Origin of the sequence: Streptomyces sp. NPDC006711 (assembly GCF_042869775.1) — a bacterium.
GTDB lineage: Bacteria > Actinomycetota > Actinomycetes > Streptomycetales > Streptomycetaceae > Streptomyces.
Genome location: NZ_JBIAGO010000019.1, coordinates 139,523 through 156,414 on the forward strand (window position 1 = coordinate 139,523; position 16,892 = coordinate 156,414).

16 protein-coding genes are annotated in these 16,892 nt (G+C 71.5%); all 16 read right to left on the minus strand.

All coding sequences use genetic code 11. The features are described 5' to 3' along the window. Positions 1-15: 15 nt before the first annotated feature. The 16 genes from ACFYM2_RS29520 to ACFYM2_RS29595 all read right to left on the minus strand — a co-directional run bounded on the left by ACFYM2_RS29520 (position 16) and on the right by ACFYM2_RS29595 (position 16,001). Complete coding sequence (locus tag ACFYM2_RS29520; protein ID WP_359002035.1) at positions 16-879, minus strand: NAD(P)H-binding protein; 864 nt, start codon at positions 877-879, stop codon at positions 16-18. A 56-nt stretch (positions 880-935) separates the two neighbouring features. Further along, positions 936-2,498 (minus strand): acyl-CoA carboxylase subunit beta, encoded by a 1,563-nt coding sequence (locus tag ACFYM2_RS29525; protein ID WP_388840462.1) that lies wholly within the window; start codon positions 2,496-2,498, stop codon positions 936-938. Positions 2,499-2,532: 34 nt separating this feature from the next. Next, positions 2,533-2,838, minus strand: coding sequence for a hypothetical protein (locus ACFYM2_RS29530; protein WP_388840465.1), 306 nt, complete (start codon positions 2,836-2,838; stop codon positions 2,533-2,535). A gap of 5 nt (positions 2,839-2,843) precedes the next feature. Next, complete coding sequence (locus tag ACFYM2_RS29535; RefSeq protein WP_359002041.1) at positions 2,844-3,680, minus strand: 4'-phosphopantetheinyl transferase superfamily protein; 837 nt, start codon at positions 3,678-3,680, stop codon at positions 2,844-2,846. Further along, complete coding sequence (locus ACFYM2_RS29540) at positions 3,677-4,096, minus strand: acyl carrier protein (RefSeq protein ID WP_388461346.1); 420 nt, start codon at positions 4,094-4,096, stop codon at positions 3,677-3,679. The genes ACFYM2_RS29535 and ACFYM2_RS29540 overlap by 4 nt, the downstream gene beginning before the upstream one ends. A gap of 71 nt (positions 4,097-4,167) precedes the next feature. Continuing rightward, the gene (locus ACFYM2_RS29545) at positions 4,168-4,752 is read right to left on the minus strand and encodes an NAD(P)H-dependent oxidoreductase (protein WP_359002045.1); all 585 of its coding nucleotides are present in this window, start codon (positions 4,750-4,752) and stop codon (positions 4,168-4,170) included. A 5-nt stretch (positions 4,753-4,757) separates the two neighbouring features. Next, positions 4,758-6,179, minus strand: coding sequence for an MFS transporter (locus tag ACFYM2_RS29550; protein WP_388840469.1), 1,422 nt, complete (start codon positions 6,177-6,179; stop codon positions 4,758-4,760). Positions 6,180-6,284: 105 nt separating this feature from the next. Further along, the gene (locus ACFYM2_RS29555) at positions 6,285-8,642 is read right to left on the minus strand and encodes an SDR family oxidoreductase (protein WP_388840473.1); all 2,358 of its coding nucleotides are present in this window, start codon (positions 8,640-8,642) and stop codon (positions 6,285-6,287) included. A 2-nt stretch (positions 8,643-8,644) separates the two neighbouring features. Further along, positions 8,645-9,604, minus strand: a complete 960-nt coding sequence (locus ACFYM2_RS29560) for an aromatase/cyclase (RefSeq protein WP_388840476.1) — start codon at positions 9,602-9,604, stop codon at positions 8,645-8,647. A gap of 47 nt (positions 9,605-9,651) precedes the next feature. Further along, on the minus strand, positions 9,652-10,437 hold the full coding sequence (gene fabG / locus ACFYM2_RS29565; protein ID WP_359002053.1) for a 3-oxoacyl-ACP reductase FabG: 786 nt from the start codon (positions 10,435-10,437) through the stop codon (positions 9,652-9,654). Between the two features lie 123 nt (positions 10,438-10,560). After that, entirely contained in the window at positions 10,561-10,830 is a 270-nt protein-coding gene (locus ACFYM2_RS29570) for an acyl carrier protein (protein WP_350230928.1), read from the minus strand. Between the two features lie 102 nt (positions 10,831-10,932). Further along, complete coding sequence (locus ACFYM2_RS29575) at positions 10,933-12,150, minus strand: ketosynthase chain-length factor (protein WP_359002055.1); 1,218 nt, start codon at positions 12,148-12,150, stop codon at positions 10,933-10,935. Then, a complete protein-coding gene (locus ACFYM2_RS29580; protein ID WP_359002057.1) occupies positions 12,147-13,421 on the minus strand; it encodes a beta-ketoacyl-[acyl-carrier-protein] synthase family protein in 1,275 nt (424 codons plus the stop codon). The genes ACFYM2_RS29575 and ACFYM2_RS29580 overlap by 4 nt, the downstream gene beginning before the upstream one ends. A 43-nt stretch (positions 13,422-13,464) precedes the next feature. Further along, positions 13,465-13,794 (minus strand): TcmI family type II polyketide cyclase, encoded by a 330-nt coding sequence (locus ACFYM2_RS29585; RefSeq protein ID WP_359002059.1) that lies wholly within the window; start codon positions 13,792-13,794, stop codon positions 13,465-13,467. A gap of 32 nt (positions 13,795-13,826) precedes the next feature. Continuing rightward, positions 13,827-14,480 carry a TetR/AcrR family transcriptional regulator gene (locus tag ACFYM2_RS29590; protein ID WP_359002061.1) on the minus strand — a complete coding sequence of 218 codons (654 nt, stop codon included), beginning with the start codon at positions 14,478-14,480 and terminating at the stop codon, positions 13,827-13,829. Between the two features lie 45 nt (positions 14,481-14,525). Further along, complete coding sequence (locus ACFYM2_RS29595) at positions 14,526-16,001, minus strand: FAD-dependent monooxygenase (RefSeq protein ID WP_359002063.1); 1,476 nt, start codon at positions 15,999-16,001, stop codon at positions 14,526-14,528. Positions 16,002-16,892 lie beyond the last annotated feature (891 nt).

The following is a 16,892-nucleotide window of genomic DNA, read 5'->3' on the forward strand; positions in this document are numbered from 1 at the left end:
CGGCCGGGGCCTCGCTCAGCGGAACGCCTCGACGTGCTCATCGGCCCAGCTCCGGAAGGTCCTGGCCGGCCTGCCCGTGACGTCCTGGACCACGGTCGAGCCCAGCTCGGGCTCCTTGGTGAGGGCCGCGAAATAGTCCAGGGCGCCGTCGGCGTACGAGGGCGGCCAGCCGGTCGCGACCATCGCGGCGCGGGCGGCGTCGTGCTCCACGTCCTGCCAGCCGAGCTCACGGCCCAGCACCTCACCGATGATGTGGACCTGCTCCTCCTGCGACTGCGCCTCGGGCCCGGTCACCAGGTACTTCTGGTGGGCGTGCCCGTCCTCGGTGAGCGCGGCCACGCCGACGGCCGCGAGGTCCGCCTCGTGCACGGAGGTACGGGTGGCGGCGCCGTAGGGGAAGTGGACCACTCCCCCGTCCTTGATCTGCTGGGCGAAGCCGAGCGCGTTGGCCTGGAAGCCGGTGGTGCGCAGGAACGTCCACTCCAGGGCGGTCGCCTCCAGCAGCTCCTCCAGATAGGCGTGGCAGTTGTTGTCGACGCGCTCCAGGCCGATGTGGACGCCGATGGAGGAGACGAGGACGGCCCTGCGGGCCCGGGCCTCGATCTTCTTCACCACGGCGGGCGCGGTCTCCACGCTGGTGGTGAAGAACGGCCACATCAAGAAGACGCCGTCGACGCCGTCCAGGGCCGCGTCCAGGCTGTCGGGGTCGGCCAGGTCGCCTTCGAACAGCTCGACGCCCGCGGGCAGCCGGCCAAGGTTGGGGTCGTCCTTCAGCACCAGGGCGCGCACGTCGGCGCCGGCTTCAAGCAGCTGGGCCACGGCGTGCGGGCCGACGTTGCCGGTGGCGGCGGTGACCAGGACGGTGTTCTTCTTCGGCATCGTTGCATTCCCTAGGTCAAGCGGTCGAGAGGGGAAGGGGGTGTGGCCGCGGGGGCTCACTGGGGCGGGTTGCCGTGCTTGCGCGAGGGCAGTTCGGCGTGTTTGGCGCGGAGCATGTCCAGGGAGCGGATGAGCACCGAGCGCGTCTCACGCGGGTCGATCACGTCGTCGATCAGGCCGCGCTCGGCCGCGTAGTAGGGGTGCATGAGCTCGTCCTTGTACTCCTGGATGCGCGCCTGGCGTACGGCGTCGGGGTCGTCGGCCGCGTTGATCTCGCGGCGGAAGACGACGTTGGCCGCGCCCTCGGCGCCCATGACGGCGATCTCGTTGGTGGGCCAGGCCAGGGCCAGGTCCGCGCCGATGGAACGGGAGTCCATGACGATGTAGGCGCCGCCGTACGCCTTGCGCACCACCAGCGAGATCCGTGGCACGGTGGCGTTGCAGTACGCGTACAGGAGCTTGGCGCCGCGCCGGATGATGCCGTTGTGCTCCTGGTCGACGCCCGGCAGGAAGCCCGGCACGTCGACGAGGGTGATCAGCGCGATGTTGAACGCGTCGCAGAACTGGACGAAACGCGCGGCCTTCTCGGAGGCCTCGATGTCCAGGACGCCCGCCATGGCGGCCGGCTGGTTGGCGACGATGCCGACCACGTGGCCGTCCAGGCGGCTGAACGCGCAGACGATGTTGGGCGCCCAGGCCGGGTGCACCTCGAAGTACTCGCCGTCGTCGACGACCTCCTCGATGACCTTGCGCATGTCGTAGGCCTGGCCGGGATCGGCCGGGACCAGGTCGAGCAGCGCCTCGTTGATCCGGTCGGCGGGGTCGCCGGAGTGCTGCACGGGAGAGAGCTCGCGGTTGTTGGCGGGCAGCAGCGACAGCAGGTAGCGCACGTCCTCGATGCAGTGCTCCTCGTCGTCGTAGGCGAAGTGCGCCACGCCTGAGGTCCCCGCGTGCACGTCGGCGCCGCCCAGGCCGTTCTGCGTGATCTCCTCGCCGGTGACCGCCTTGACGACGTCCGGGCCCGTGATGAACATCTGCGAGGTCTCGCGGACCATGAAGACGAAGTCGGTGAGCGCCGGGGAGTAGGCGGCGCCGCCCGCGCAGGGGCCGAGCATCACGGAGATCTGCGGGATGACGCCGGAGGCGCGGGTGTTGCGCTGGAAGATGCCGCCGTAGCCGGCGAGCGCGGTGACGCCCTCCTGGATGCGGGCGCCCGCGCCGTCGTTGAGGGAGACCAGCGGGGCGCCCGCCGCCTCCGCGAGGTCCATGATCTTGTGGATCTTCTGGGCGTGGGCCTCGCCGAGCGCCCCGCCGAAGACCCGGAAGTCATGGGCGTACACGAAGACGGTACGGCCGTGCACGGAGCCCCAGCCCGTGACGACGCCGTCGCTGTGCGGCCGCTTGTGCTCAAGGCCGAAGCCGGTGGCACGGTGGCGGCGCAACGACTCGACCTCGTTGAACGAGCCCTTGTCCAGCAGGAGTTCGATGCGCTCGTGCGCGGTGAGCTTTCCCTTGGCGTGCTGGCGTTCGGTGGCGCCGGCGTCGCCGCCGCGCACCGTCTCCTTGAGCTCCGACAGCTCCTCGACCCGGGCACGTATCGACTGGTCGCTCGCGGACATGATGGTTCCCACTCTCCTTGGTCAAAAAAGTCGGTCAGACGGCGGCGGGCGCCAACGCGCTTTCGGTCAGGGCCAGTTGGCGGGCGCTGCCGCCGGCGTACACGGGCACACGGGGGGCAATCGAGCGGAGCGGCCGCTCAGCACCAGGCCGGGCCCCGTCTCGACGAACCGGCTCGCGGGCCGGGCCGTGCCGGCACAGCTGCGTCAGCGGGATGCCGAGGTGGTCCGCGGCCACCCGGTGGTGGGCGAGGGCGAGTTCGGGGCGCGCCACGAGCACGTCCCGGCCCATGCCCACCCGCACGCAACCCCGTCCGGGGAAGACGCATGCGGTGCCGGTCATCTGGATCACGTCCTTGTCGTCGGTCGGCGAGCGAGGGCCGGGGCCCGGTGTCCGTCGGCGGGGGCGGCGGGGCCGGCGCGCAGCCACTCCTCCTCCAGCAGGCGCACCCGGGTGCTCAGCGGGACGCCGCCGCGCACGGCGACGGCGGCCGCGTGGGTGGCGCCGCACGGCACGTCCAGCACGGTCCAGCCCGCCGGATGGCGCTCGGCCCGCGCCCCGAGGTAGTCCTGGGCGGGAGAACGGCTGAGGCCCGTGCCGATGCCCTTGAGGTAGGCCTCCTTGCGGGTCCAGATCCGGCCGAAGGCCGCCGCCCGCTCGGTCCCGGCCGGGCATCCCGCAAGTTCGCGCTGCTCGTCCAGGTGCAGGGCCCCGACGCACACGTCGATCGTCTCGGCGCCGGGCAGCCGCTCCACGTCCACGCCGAGCGGGGTGGTGGCGACGCCGATGAACGCGACGGTGCTGCTGTGCGAGAGCGAGAAGTGCAGGGGCGGCGCGGGCAGGTCGAGGGCCGGGCGGCCGTGGCGCTCGCCGCAGCCCGGGCACGGCTCGCGGGTGAAGCGCACGTCCTTCGGCGCGGTGTCCAGATAGCGGCCGAGCAGCCGGCGCAGCGCGACATGGACCGTCGCGTACAGCAGGCCGTCGGCGGGACGGATGAAGGAGTCGGCGCGGCGACGCTCGGCCGCGTCGAGTTCGGAGCGGTCCAGCAGGTGCGCGCGGTCGGGGTGCGGGCTGCGCATCAGCCAGAGGTCGAGCGCGCCGTCGCCGAGGGTGAACTCCTCGTCCGCCCGGCGCGGCGACGGCTCGGGGAGGAAGGCGTGGCTCCTGGCGCGGGCGTCGCTCATGCCGTGACCGCGCTGTCGTGGGCCGCGCTGTCGTGAACCGCGCTGTCGTGCGGGCGGGCCGGGCGCGGCCCCAGCTGTCCGGCCAGGCACGCGACGAGTTCGGCCGCGCTGTTGGCCAGCAGCAGCATCTGCAAGTCGAGTTCGACCCGCAGGGCCCGCTCCATCCGGTGCTGGAGTTCGAGCCCGGCGATCGAGCCTACGCCGAGGCTGCGCATCGGCCGGCCGACCGTGTCCACCTGGTGCGCGCTGATGCCCAGGACGCGGCCCAGCTCCTGACGTACGTAGGCGTCGAGGACGCGGGTGCGTTCGGCGTGGCCGACGCGGGCGAGGCGGGCCGGGTCGGGGGCCGGCGCCGCCGTAGCCCTGGCGGTGGCCCCGCACGTACGGGCGGAGCGACCCGTGCGGTTCACAGTCATGTCCCTTTCCGATGGATGTCCCGCTCCCCGGGGGGAGCGCGGTGCGCCGCGCTCCCCCGAGGAGCCGGGCGTCAGGCCTGGTACGGGGTCTTCGCCCGGCCCTCGCGCAGCACGGTGCCCCACCAGGTGAGCTGGTCCAGGAGCACCTTGGCCGCACCGGCCGGACCGGTCTCGTCCTTGGGCTTGCCGTTGTCGTCGAACGTGCCCCAGGGGCTGTGGAAGCTGACGGCGTCGCGGACGGTCACCGCGTGCAGCTCGGCGAAGACCGGACGCAGGTGCTCGACGGCGCGCAGACCGCCGGACAGGCCGCCGTAGGAGACGAAGCCGACGGGCTTGGCGCGCCACTGCGTGTAGTGCCAGTCGATGAGGTGCTTGAGCGAGGCGGGGTAGCTGTGGTTGTACTCCGGCGTCACCACGACGTAGGCGTCGGCCGCCTCAAGACGCGGCGAGATCTTCGCCAGGATGTCGGCGGCCTCACCGGCGGGGCTGAACGAGTGCGCGTACGGCAGCTCGTGGTCGACCAGGTCGATGACGTCGACCTCCAGGTCGGCGCGCTCCTTCGCCTGAGCGGCGAACCACTCCCCGATGACCGGTCCGAACCGGCCCTCGCGGACGCTGCTGATGATGACGGCAAGCCGCAGGGGCTCGTTCGACATGTCTTTCACCTTTCATCTTCGGGGGATTGCCGGGCGGCGCCGCGCGCCACCCGCCCGGGCGCGAGGCCACGGAGTGCGACGACCAGGCCGAGGAGTCCCACGGCCGTGATCAGGTACAGGACCGGGCGCTGCCCCGAGGGCAGCACCGCGGCGCACAGGGCGGTCATGACGGCCGCCCCCAGCTGTACGGAGGTCTGGTAGAGGCCGCCGGCCGCGGGCTGGTCGGCGGGGGTTACGGAACTGGTGGCCTGGACGTGGAAGGCGGTGAAGGCCAGCACGAACGCGATGCCGACGAGCACCAACGTGGGCAACAGGTCGCGCACGTAGGACTCTTGGTGCCCGGCCGCGTACAGGGCGTACCCGAGGGTCGCGGACGCCGCGCCCGCCGCGATGAGCCGGGGCGGGCCGAAGCGGGCGACGAGCCGGCCCGACAGCAGCGCGGTGACGGCGAGCGGCGCGGCGGCCGGCAGGAACGCGAGGCCGGTGGACCAGGGGCCGTGGCCGGCCTGTCGCTGCATCCTGAGGGTGACCACCAGGAGCAGCCCCAGGTACGAGCCGTTGAGCGCGCCGGCGCCGAGCGCGGAGCGAAGGAGCGGGCCGTGGCGCAGCAGGTCGAGCCGCAACAGGGGTTCGTGCGCGCTCAGTTCGACGCGGACGAAGACGGCCGCGAGCAGCGCGGCGAGCACGAACAGGGCGACGGTGCCCGGGGCGTCCCAGCCGCGCCCTGCGCCGAGGGTGAGTGCGGCTACCAGCGCCAGCATCGCGCCGGTGAGGGCGAGCGCGCCCGCCGCGTCGTAGCGGCGCGGCGCGTTCACCGCCGTGCCCGGCTCATCGCGCGGGATCAGCCGCAGCGCGGCGCCGAACAGCACCAGCGCGACCGGCGCGGGGAAGGCGAAGGTCCAGCGCCAGCTGAGCTCGGTGAGCGCGCCGGACAGCAGCAGTCCGGCCGAGAAGCCGCTGGCGCCGAAGAGCGAGTACACCGACAACGCCCGTCTGCGCGCGGGCCCTTCGGGGAAGACGGACGCGATGATCGCGAACCCGGTGGGCGCGGTGAGCGCGGCGCAGAAGCCCTTGACGAAGCGGGTGGCGATCAGCAGCGCCGCGCTCGTCGCCAGTGCGCCCGCCAGTGACGCGGCGGCGAACACCAGGAGCGCGACGAGGTAGACGGGGCGCCGGCCGTGGATCGCGACGAGACGGCCGCCGAACAGGAGCAGCCCGCCGAAGCCGACGGCGAACCCGGAGACCACCCACTGGAGTCCGGCCGTCGCCAGGCCCAGATCGTCGCCGATGGAGGGCAGCGCGACCAGCGCGACGGACACCTCCAGGGCGTCGATGAGCATGTTGCCGGCGAGCACGGACAGCAGCCCCCACTGGGCGGGGGTGAAGCGGGCGCCGGCCCGGCCGGGGCGCGTGGGTGTCGAGAGCATCGTGACCTCGCTCCGCAGGGGTCGTGGGGTGTCGGTGGATGGGGTCCGTGGGGCCGGCCGCGATGGGGGGAAGTGCCGCGGCCGGCCCGGTGCGGGGGCCCGGCCTCAGCCGAGCAGGGTGCCGCCGGTGGCGTCGACGAACGAGCCGGTGATCCAGCGGGCGTCGTCGGTGGCGAGGAAGGCCACGACGTCGGCGACGTCCTCGGGCTCGCCCACGCGGTTGAAGGCGGACATCCCCGCCATCGCCTCCACCGCCTCGGGGATGTCGAAGACGGGGTTGCTGTTGCGGGTGATGCCGGGCGCCACCGAGTTGACGGTGATGTTGCGCGGCCCCAGGTGCTTGGCGAAGTGCAGCGCCAGCTGGTCCACCGCGCCCTTGGTCATCGCGTACGCGATCTCGTCCGGGTTCGCGAACCGGGTGAGGCCGGAGGTGATGTTGATGATGCGGCCGCCGTCGGGCATGTTCTTCAGCGCCCGCTGGATGAGGAAGAACGGGGCCTTGGCGTTGACCGCGAAGAGCTCGTCGAACTTCTCCGGCGTGGTCTCCTCGGGCTTGACGCCGCCCATCACACCGGCGTTGTTGACCAGGATGTCCAGGTCGGTGGTGCCCGTGCGCTCGCGCAGGCCGCTCTCCAGGGCGAGGAAGAGCTCGTGCGCGTCGCCCGGGACGCCGAGTTCGGCCCGCACGGTGAAGGCGCGCCCGCCGTCCTTCTCGATGATCTCGACGACCTCGTCGGCCGCGTCCTTGTTGGCGGTGTAGTGGACGGCGACGAGCGCGCCCTCCCGCGCGAGGCGGATCGCCGTCGCGCGCCCCATGCCGCGGCTGGAGCCCGTGACGAGCGCCGTCTTGCCGGTGAGCTTGCCCATGTCTGTACTCCACTTCTTGGCCGGCGCGGTGGCCGGCGTCGTCGTCCTGGTGGTGCCTGCCGGGTCGCCGAACCATCGGGTCAGCGCTCGCGGCAGGCCGGCTGCCCGGGCGTTGCCGGGGCCGCTGTCGGTGTCGGTGTCGGTGTCGGCCCAGACGACATAGCCGTCGGGGCGCACCAGGAGGGCGCCGGTGTCCGGCGCGGGGGCGCCGGCCAGGGCGCTCACGTGCACCGTGCGCACCAGCGGCGTCCATGGCGCGGCGGCGGAGGCCAGCTCCGCGCCGCGCGCGGCGTCACCGGGCAGGATCAGCAGCACGCCCCGCCCTGCGCGCAAGGTCTCGGCGGTGGTCAACTCGCCCTCGGGCGTGGCCAGTTGCCAGTGCGGCAGACGCAGGCCGAGCAACGGGTGGCTGCCCGGGCCTACGCCGTCAGGACCCAGGTCGTCCGGACCCACGTCGTAGCGGATGTCGAGGCCGGAGATCATTCCGGCCAGGTGGGTCCTTACGTTCTCGCTCTCGCCGATCAGCTCGGCGAAGACCTCGCGGGTGGCGTCGACCTCCGCCGAGCCGAGCAGCAGCAGCGCCTGGGTCCTGATGTTGCTCAGGACCTTCTGCCCCACGGCCCGCCGTTCGCCGTCGTAGCTGTCCAGCAGCCCCTTCGGCCCGCGCCCGGTCACCTGCGCGGCGAGCTTCCAGCCGAGGTTGGCGGCGTCCTGAAGACCCAGGTTGAGGGCCTGCCCGCCGATCGGCATCTGCTGGTGGGCCGCGTCACCGGCGAGGAAGAGCCGGTGGTCGCGGTAGGTGGCGGCCTGCCGGGAGGCGTCACCGAAGGAGTTCACCCACAGCGGGGTGCCGCCGGCGATGTCCTCCCCGGTGACGCGCTTCCAGGCGCCGACGACGTCCGCGAACTCGGGCTGGGCGCCGCGCGGCACCGCACCGAACTCGTGCACCATCACCCGGGTCACTCCATCGGGACGCCGGGCGGCGATGGCCAGTCCTCGCGGCAGCCGCTGGAAGCGGCGGTTGGGGATGTCGATGCCCGCCACGTCGGCGCGCAGCAGTTCGCGGCTCGCGTCGGCGCCGGGGAAGCCGAAGCCCCCCAGCCGGCGCACGACGCTGTTCTCGCCGTCGCAGCCGACGACGCACTTGGCCCGGAAGAACTCCGTCACTCCCCCGGCCGTGCGCACCTCGGCCTCGGCGTACTCCTCGGTCACGGTCAGCCCGGTCACCTCGTGACCGCGCCTGATGTCCGCGCCCAGGTCCTTGGCCCACTGTCCCAGCAGCTCCTCGATGCGGGTCTGCGGGACCTTCCACTGGCCCGGGTGGGGGCCGGGAAGCGTGAGATCGAGCGGGATGCCCCCGAAGTGGCCCATCACGTCGCTGGGAATGTCGCCGAGCGGCGCCAACAGGCCGCGGGCGTCCAGGAGTTCCATGGTGCGGGCGTGCAGGGTGGACGCCCGCGACTCGGTGGTCGGCGCGGTGAGCCGTTCGAGGACCACCACGTCCGCGCCCGCGAGCCGGAGCTCACCGGCGAGGAACAGCCCGACCGGGCCCGCGCCCACCACGATCACCTGGGTCTCGGTGTGGTCCCCGGCCATGGTCAGGCCGCCTTGTTCTGGGCGATGTTCTCGGCGTGGTCCTTGGCGTAGCCGAGCGTGGCGCGGCTGTTGGTGCTCAGCGCGGTGTGGACGTACTTCCTCGCGTCCTCGACCGTGGCGTCGGCGCCCAGGATCTTGGCGATGTTCGCGGTGTTGAGGGTGACGGTGTGCTGCGAGGAGGCGGCGACGCCGTCGGCGTTCTCGGCGAACGTCCAGTAACCGGTGTGCAGCGTCATCAGCGCCGGGAGCGTCACCTGCTTGTACGCGATCTTCTCGTGCGGGAAGGCCACGCGGTAGGACTTGGTGGTGTGCACCGAGCCGTCCTTGGCGCGGGTGTCCATCTCCAGCTCCTGAAGGCCGGGGGAGGGCTCCTCGAAGCGGACGGTGGCCACGTGCGCCAGGCGCTCGGGCCACAGCTGGGCCTCGTTGACGAAGTCGAAGACGTCCTTGGCCGAGCCGGCGATCTGGACGGTGTCCTCGAAGGAGAACGTCAGGTCCTCGGCGGCGTGCGCGGCCTCGACGTTGGTCTTGAGGGCGGCGAGCTCCGAGCGCGAGTTGCGGTCGACGGCCTCGTCGATCCACTTCAGCGACTCGGGGTCGTCGTCGATGGCCCGGTAGTCGTGCAGCAGCCGCACACGGGAGTCGGTCGCCGAGACCGGCTCGATGATCCAGGTGCCGCCCATGGAGGCGACCGGCGGCGCCGAGACCTCCTGGCGGAACGTGATCCGCAGCCGCTCGGGGTCCAGGGTGCGGTGCGAGGTCCAGTTCTTGGCCTCGCCGTTGGCGGTGGCCCAGATGCGGATGCGCTCCTCGGTGGCGGAGCGCTCCACGTGGTCGACGTAAATCGTCGGCGGGAAGATCCGGGGCCAGTTCTGCACCTCGGCTATCAGCCGGTACACGGCGGCGGCCGGAGCGGAGATCGTGATCTCGTGCTCCACCTCGCGCAGGCCGGGCTGCGACATGCTGGTAACTCCTTGTGTGTGAAGGTGAGTTGAGGGCGACGGACGGATCAGAAGTTGCCGAGGCCGCCGCAGACGTTGAGGGCCTGCGCGGTGATCGAGGCGGCCGTGTCCGAGGCCAGGTAGCCGACGAGGCCCGCGACCTCCTCGGGCGTCGAGTAGCGGCCCAGCGGGATCTTCGACTGGAACTTTTCGAGGATGGCGTCCTCGGTGGCGTTGTAGGCGGCGGCGTACCCCTGGCGCACCCGCTGGGCCATCGGCGTCTCGACGTACCCCGGGCAGACCGCGTTGACGGTGATGCCGGTCGGCGCAAGCTCGTTGCCGAGCGCCTTGGTGAAGCCCACGACGCCGTGCTTGGAGGCCGAGTACGGGGCGCCGAGGACGACGCCCTGCTTGCCGGCGGTGGAGGCGATGTTGATGATCCGGCCGCGGTCCTTGTGGCGCAGGCCGCCGGTGGTCAGGACCTCGCGGGTCAGCCGGAAGACCGAGTTGAGGTTGGTGTCGATGACGTCGTGCCACAGCTCGTCGTCGATGTCGGCGGTCACGCCGCCACCCGAGCGGCCGGCGTTGTTGACGAGCACGTCCACGGTGCCGAAGCGGTCGACGGCCGCCTGTACGAAGGCCCGGGCGTCGTCGGAGGAACGGACGTCCAGGGTGGTGCCGTCCACCTCAAGGCCCTCGTCCTGGAGCTGCTTGACGGTCTCGGCGACGTTGTCCGCGTTGCGGGCGCCGATGAACACCTTGTGGTTCTGCGTGGCCAGAAGGCGGGCGACGGCCAGGCCGATCCCGCTGGTGGCGCCGGTGACGAGGGCGACGCGCTTGTCCTGCTGCGACATGGCTTGCTTCTCCAATGGACAGAGCGAAATAGAGAAAGAGAAAGAGGGAGCATCGGGGCACAGCGGGCCCCCGGCCGCCGGACGGCACGCATCGTCGTGCCGTCCCGGCGCCGGCGGAGCGGTTCAGGCGCCGACGAGGTCCCCGAGGTAGGTGTTGATCGCGGCGACGAGGGTGCGCGGGGTGGGGTTCTCCGCGAAGACGTCGTCGTCGAGGGAGATGCCGTACTCGCGCTCGATACGGCCACCGGTCTCAAGGAGCGCCAGCGACTCGTAACCCAGCTCCTCGAAGTCCGTGTCGAGGATGTCGCTGTCGAGGTCGACGCCCTCTTCGGCGCCTGCGCCCTCCAGCAGGATGCGCTTGAGGTCGTCGATGGTGAATTCCTGGGCGGACATGGGGTCTCCTTCGTGAAGAGTTCGCACCGGGTGCGCGGGTGCGACGGCAAATGGGGGGCGCCTCCCGCGGCTGCGGGCCGGCGTCCTGGCAGGTGCGGTGGCTCAGTCGAGCGAGCGCACGACCACGGCGGAGTTGAAGCCGCCGACGCCACGGGCGAGCACCAGCGCGGTCTGCACCGACGCGGTGCGCGGCTGGCCCGTGACCAGGTCGATGTCGTACTCGGGCGACAGCTCGACGTTGGTGGTCGGGGGGATCAGACCCTCGCGGATGGCGAGGACGGCGGAGACCACGTCGACCGGGGCGGCGCCGGAGTACAGGCGGCCGATCATGGTCTTGGGCGCCGTGACCGGGACACCGGACGGCCCGAACACCGCGATGATGGCGTCGGCCTCCTCGCGGTCGAGGCTCGGCGTGCCGGCCGCGTCGGCGAAGACCACGTCCACCTCTTCGGCCGAGACACCGGCGTCGGCGAGCGCGACCTCGATGGCGCGGCGCAGTCCGGGCTCGCGCCCGCTGCCGGGCTTCGGGTCGAAGGTCGAGCCGTAGCCCGCGACCTCGCCGTAGATGTTCGCCGCCCCGCGCTCACGCGCCGTCCGCTCGTCCTCCAGGATGATCAGGGCGCCGCCCTCACCTGCCACATAGCCGCAGGCGTCCTTGTCGAAGGGCAGATAGGCGCGCTCGGGCCGGTCGCTGGTGGACATCCGGCCGCCGGCGATCTGCGCGACCCAGCCCCAGGGACAGACCGACGCGTCGAAGCCGCCGGAGAAGATCAGCTTGCTGCCCTTGCGGATCTGGCGGCGGGCCTGGGCGATGGCGTCGAGGCCGCCGGCGTGGTCGCTGACGACGACGCCGCTGGGGCCCTTCATGCCGTTGCGGATGGAGATCTGGCCGCTGTTGACGGCGTAGAACCAGGCGAAGGACTGGTATGCGGAGACGTACTGGCTGCCCTGGCTCCACAATTTTTGCAGCTCGTTCTGGCCGAACTCGAAGCCGCCCGAGGTGGACGCGGTCACGACGCCCATGTCGAACTCCGGGATGTCGTCCGGCCTGACCCCCGCGTCCTCGAAGGCGCAGTCGGCGGCGACCAGGGCGAGCCGGGTCATCCGGTCGGTCTGGGGCAGCAGCCTGCTGGGCAGGTGCTCGGACGCCTCGAACCCGCGTATTTCGCCCGCGAGTTGGGACGGATAGGACGAGGCGTCGAACCGCGTGATCCGGTCGATCGCGTTCTTGCCGACCCGGGTCGCGGCCCAGAAGTCGTCCACACCGAGCCCGTTGGGGGTGGCCACGCCGATGCCGGTGATCACTGCCTTGGCACTCATGCCGCGCTCCTTTCCGGGCGGGCCAGCACCATCGCGCTCTGGAAACCGCCGAATCCGCTGCCGACTGTCAAGACCGCGTCCGTACGGTGCTCCCGCGCGGTCAGCGGCACATAGTCCAGGTCGCACACCGGGTCGGGGGTGTGCAGGTTCGCGGTGGGCGGCACTACGTTGTTCTCCATCGCGAGGATCGACGCGGCGATCTCGATGGAGCCGATGGCGCCCAGCGAGTGCCCCACCATCGACTTGATGGAGCTGACGGGGGTGCGGTACGCGTGCTCGCCGAGGCTCAGCTTGAACGCGGCCGTCTCGTGGCGGTCGTTCTGCTTGGTGCCGGAGCCGTGCGCGTTGATGTAGTCGATCCGGTCGGGGTTCATCCGCGCCTCGGCCAGGGCGACGTTGATCGCCTCGGACATCTCGCGGCCGTCCGGACGCAGACCCGTCATGTGGAAGGCGTTGCAGCGCGAGGCGTAGCCGGCGATCTCGGCGTAGATGTGCGCGCCGCGCTTCTTGGCGCTCTCGTACTCCTCCAGGACGAAGGCGGCGCTGCCCTCGCCGAGGACGAAGCCGTTGCGGGTCCCGTCGAAGGGGCGGGAGGCGTGCTCGGGGTCGTCGTTGCGCGGCGTGGTCGCCTTGATCGCGTCGAAGCACGCCATGGTGATCGGCGAGATCGGGGCGTCGGTGGCGCCGGTGATCATGATGTCGGCGGTGCCCTCGCGGATCAGCTCGACGGCGTGGCCGACCGAGTCGATTCCGGAGGTGCAGCCGGTGGAGACGACGGTGGCCGGGCCTTCGGCCCCGACCGCCCAGGCCACCTCCGCCGAGAACGAGCTCGGCACGAAGTAGTTGTACAGGTGCGGCACCGCGTAGGTGTGGTCGACCTCGTTCAGCTTGCCGTCGTTGCTGACCACGCGGTACTCGTCGTCGAGACCGGTGGTGGCGCCGACCGCGGAGCCGATGGTGACCCCGGTGCGGTGCGGGTCGAACCCGGCGAGGTCGAGACCGGAGTCGGCCAGCGCCTCGCGGGCGGTGACCACGCCGAACTGCGCGGCGCGGTCCATGCGGCGGATCTCCTGCGGGCTCAGCCCGTGCAGCTCCGGGTCGAAGTCGGCCTCGGCCGCGACCTGGGAGCGGAAGGAGGACGGGTCGAAGAAGGTGATCCCCCGGGTCGCCGTGCGTCCTTCGCTCAGCAGACTCCAGAAGTTCTTGGCACCGATACCGCCCGGCGCCAGCACTCCCACCCCAGTGATTACTACTCGGCGGCCCACTAGCAAAGGCCTCCTCTCGTGTCAGTGGTCATGTCGGTGGCGGACAGCATCACCGCGAGGCCGTCCAGTCGTAGAAGCGGGTGGCCATGGCGTCGGCCGGCGAGCGCCAGGTGGCCGGGTCGTAGGCCTCGATGAACGGCTTGAGGTCCTGGCTGATCCCCACGAACCGGGGGTCCGTCTTGGCCTCCTCGATCAGCTCTCCGCCGTTGTCGCCGTCGAAGTCCTGGAGGTGGAAGTACAGGCCTTTGTACGAGAACAGCTGACGGCGCCGGGTGCCCATGCGGTGCGGCATCTCCGTCTGGTCGAACTCGCCGAAGAGCTTGGCGACCTGGGCGCTGGACTCGACGTCCATGCGGGCCACGATCAGGGTGCTGTGCAATGTCTTTCCTCTTCCGTGGGTGTGGGGCGCTGTCAGGCGGCGGGGGCGAAGAGACGGACGAAGTCCGCCACGCCCGCCGCGATCAGTTCCTCGGTCTCGAAGTCCGCGAGCGGCAGGGCGCCGTGGAACGAGCGCTGGACGACGCTGCCCGCGACCAGCTGCGTGAACCGGCCGGCGGCGTGGTCCGCGTCGGGGATGTCAAGCAGCCCGGCGTCGGCGATCCGCCGCAGCCGTCGGGCCAGCTCGCGCTGCGCCTGGCGCGGGCCCGCCGTCTGCCACATCTCCAGCACACCGGCCGGCAGGCGGGTGGCCTCCGCGCCGAGGTGGCGGACGATGGCGAAGTGCTCGGGGAAGTCGGCGAGCGGGGTCAGCCAGGCCCGGCCAAGGGCGGTGAGGTCCCCCACCAGGTCGGTGACATCGGCGAGGTGGTCCTCGGCGATGACGGTCCCCGCGGCGGCGACCGACGCGGCGCTCTCCAGCAGGACGGACAGGAGCAGCTGCTCCTTGTCCTTGAAGTAGTGGGTGACGGTGGCCGGTTCGAGTCCGGCCTCCTCGGCGATGTCCTCGATGGTGGTGTGGTTCCAGCCCTCGCGGGCGAAGACGGCGCGGGCCGCCCGCACGACGTCCCTGCGCTCCTCCGCCGGCCCTGCCTGGGGCGGCGCGATGGTTGCCTGCGGCGTAGCCATGGTGTGTTCCTCCGTTGACGTGCTGGTCGGACGGTGTCGGGCCGGTCAGCCGGCCAGGGGCCGGCCGAACCAGCGCTCCAGGGCCATCGGCAGGTCGTGGTTGCTGCCGGGCGCCGCCCAGGCGATGTATCCGTCGGGGCGGATCAGCACGGCGGTGGTGCCCGCGAGGCCGCTCGCCTCGGAGAGCGGTCCGGTGCTCGCGGTGACGATGTCGACCCGGTCGGACCAGCCGGCGGCCCGGGCCCGCAGCCTCGGGTTGTCGTCGAGGTCGAGCAGTACGCCCCGGGCGGCGTGCAGCAGTTCCGTGCTGGACGTGGTGCGCCTGGCCGTGGTCAGTTCCAGGTGCGGCATGCGCTTGCCGAGCAGCGGGTGGCTGCCGGATCCGACGTCGTAGGTGATTTCCAGGCCGCTGACCATGGCGGTCAGGTGCTTGGCGACGTCGTCGTACTTGATGAGCTCGCTCAGTACGTCGCGCAGCGGCTGGACCTCGGGGCCGCTGAGGAAGAGCAGGCCCTGCGCCTGGGTGTTCATCAAAAGCCGCTCGCCGACCTTGTGCCGCTCGCTGTGGTAGGTGTCGAGCAGGTCCTCCGGGGCGGTGCCCTTGACGACGGCCGCGAGCTTCCAGGCCAGGTTGACGGCGTCCTGGATGCTGGTGTTCATGCCCTGGCCGCCGGCCGGCAGGTGGATGTGCGCGGCGTCGCCGGCCAGGATGACGCGGCCGCGCCGGTACTCGGTGACCTGACGCGTGGCGTTGCCGAAGGCGCTGACCCAGACGGGCTCGGCCGCCGAGATGTCCTCGCCGGTCAGACGCTTCCAGGCGTCGGCGACCTCGTGCCAGGACGGCGGGACCTCACGGCGCTGCGGCGGGGTGCCGCGTTCGCAGACGATGATGCGGGTGGTGCCGCCGGGCAGCGGGCCCACCATGACCATGCCGCCGGGCAGCGTCTCGCCGATCATGCGCGTCTTGAGCTCGACGCCCTTGATGTCGGCGAGGAACATCTCCATCGTCGCGGGGGTGCCGGGGAAGTCGAAGCCCGCCGCCTTGCGGACCAGGCTGCGGCCGCCGTCGCAGCCCACCAAGTAGGGGGCGCGCAGGGTGTGTTCGCCCTTGGGGCCGCGCACCTTCACCGTGACGCCGTCGCCCTTGTCGGTGATGGACAGGACCTCGTGGCCGCGCCGGATGTCCGCGCCCAGGCTGGTGGCCCACTCCTCCAGATGCGTCTCGGTGGCCGACTGCGGAACGGACTTCGCGGCCTGCCGGGCGCCCTCCAGGATGGAGAAGTCGATCGGCAGCCCCCCGAAGTGCCCCAGGTCGCTGGTCTCGACGTCCCCGAAGCGCGGCAGGATGCCCCGCTGGTCGAAGATCTCCATCGTGCGGGCGGTGAAGCCGAGCCCCCGGGACTCCCCGGTGCGCTTCTCCAGGCGCTCCAGGACGACGACTTCGACCCCCGCGAGCCGCAGTTCGCCCGCCAGCATCATTCCGGCGGGGCCCGCGCCCACGACAATCACCGAAGCGTCCATGTACCTCTCCTTGGCCATCTAGGGATTCCTGCAAGGGCGCCGCGACGAAAACGCGTCACGCACCTGGGGAGTACACGCGGTCCAACACACAACCGCGGAAGCTAGGAATGAGCTTCTTCGCCCGGCAAAGGGAGTTCAAGGGGCGGCCGTTCAAGACGGTGCGGTGTTTCTTCACGCATTGGTGGTGCGTCCACAGATACGTCCGGGGAACGTCATGTGAACTACAGACCCCCCGGCCCCCACCCCAGAACCCGGGCCGAGCCCACACCCCGCTTCCTGACCCTGCCCCGGGGGCGGAGGAAAACACCTTGCGTCAGGGGTGTGTGTGGTGCGTAAATTGCGGGCCGGATTTCTGCCGCCCCGGAAACCACGCTTCCGGCCCCGCGATTTCCCGCACAATTCCAGGCGCGGGTGGCGATTGCCCGGGGGATTCCCGCCCTTGGCGTTCGCGTTGACGTACGCGTTCTGGGCCGGCCCTGCGTGAATCGGCGCATGTCGCATGGGGGGTTACGGTGTTGTACGCCAATTCGTATGGCCGCCAGAAGTCACCTTCTGCGGAGCCGCAGGGGCTTGTGCTGGCCCGCAGCGGCGCCTTCAGCCTGTCCGGGAGTACGGCTTGTGCTGGCCCACCCAAGCAACCTCAGCCCGTCCGGCGATTGAGGACGAGGCCGTTCAGGCCGAACGGGGTCTGGGGCGGAGCCCCAGGGGCCCCGGCTGCGGACCGTGGATGGCTGGTCGCGCAGTTCCCCGCGCCCCTGAGGCATCCCGTGCGGGCCGGCATGGGCATCTTCAGCCTGTCCGGCGATTGAGGACGAGCGCCGTTCAGGCGCGAAGGGGGTCTGGGGCGGAGCCCCAGGGGCCCCGGCTGCGGGCCGTGGGTGGCTGGGCGCG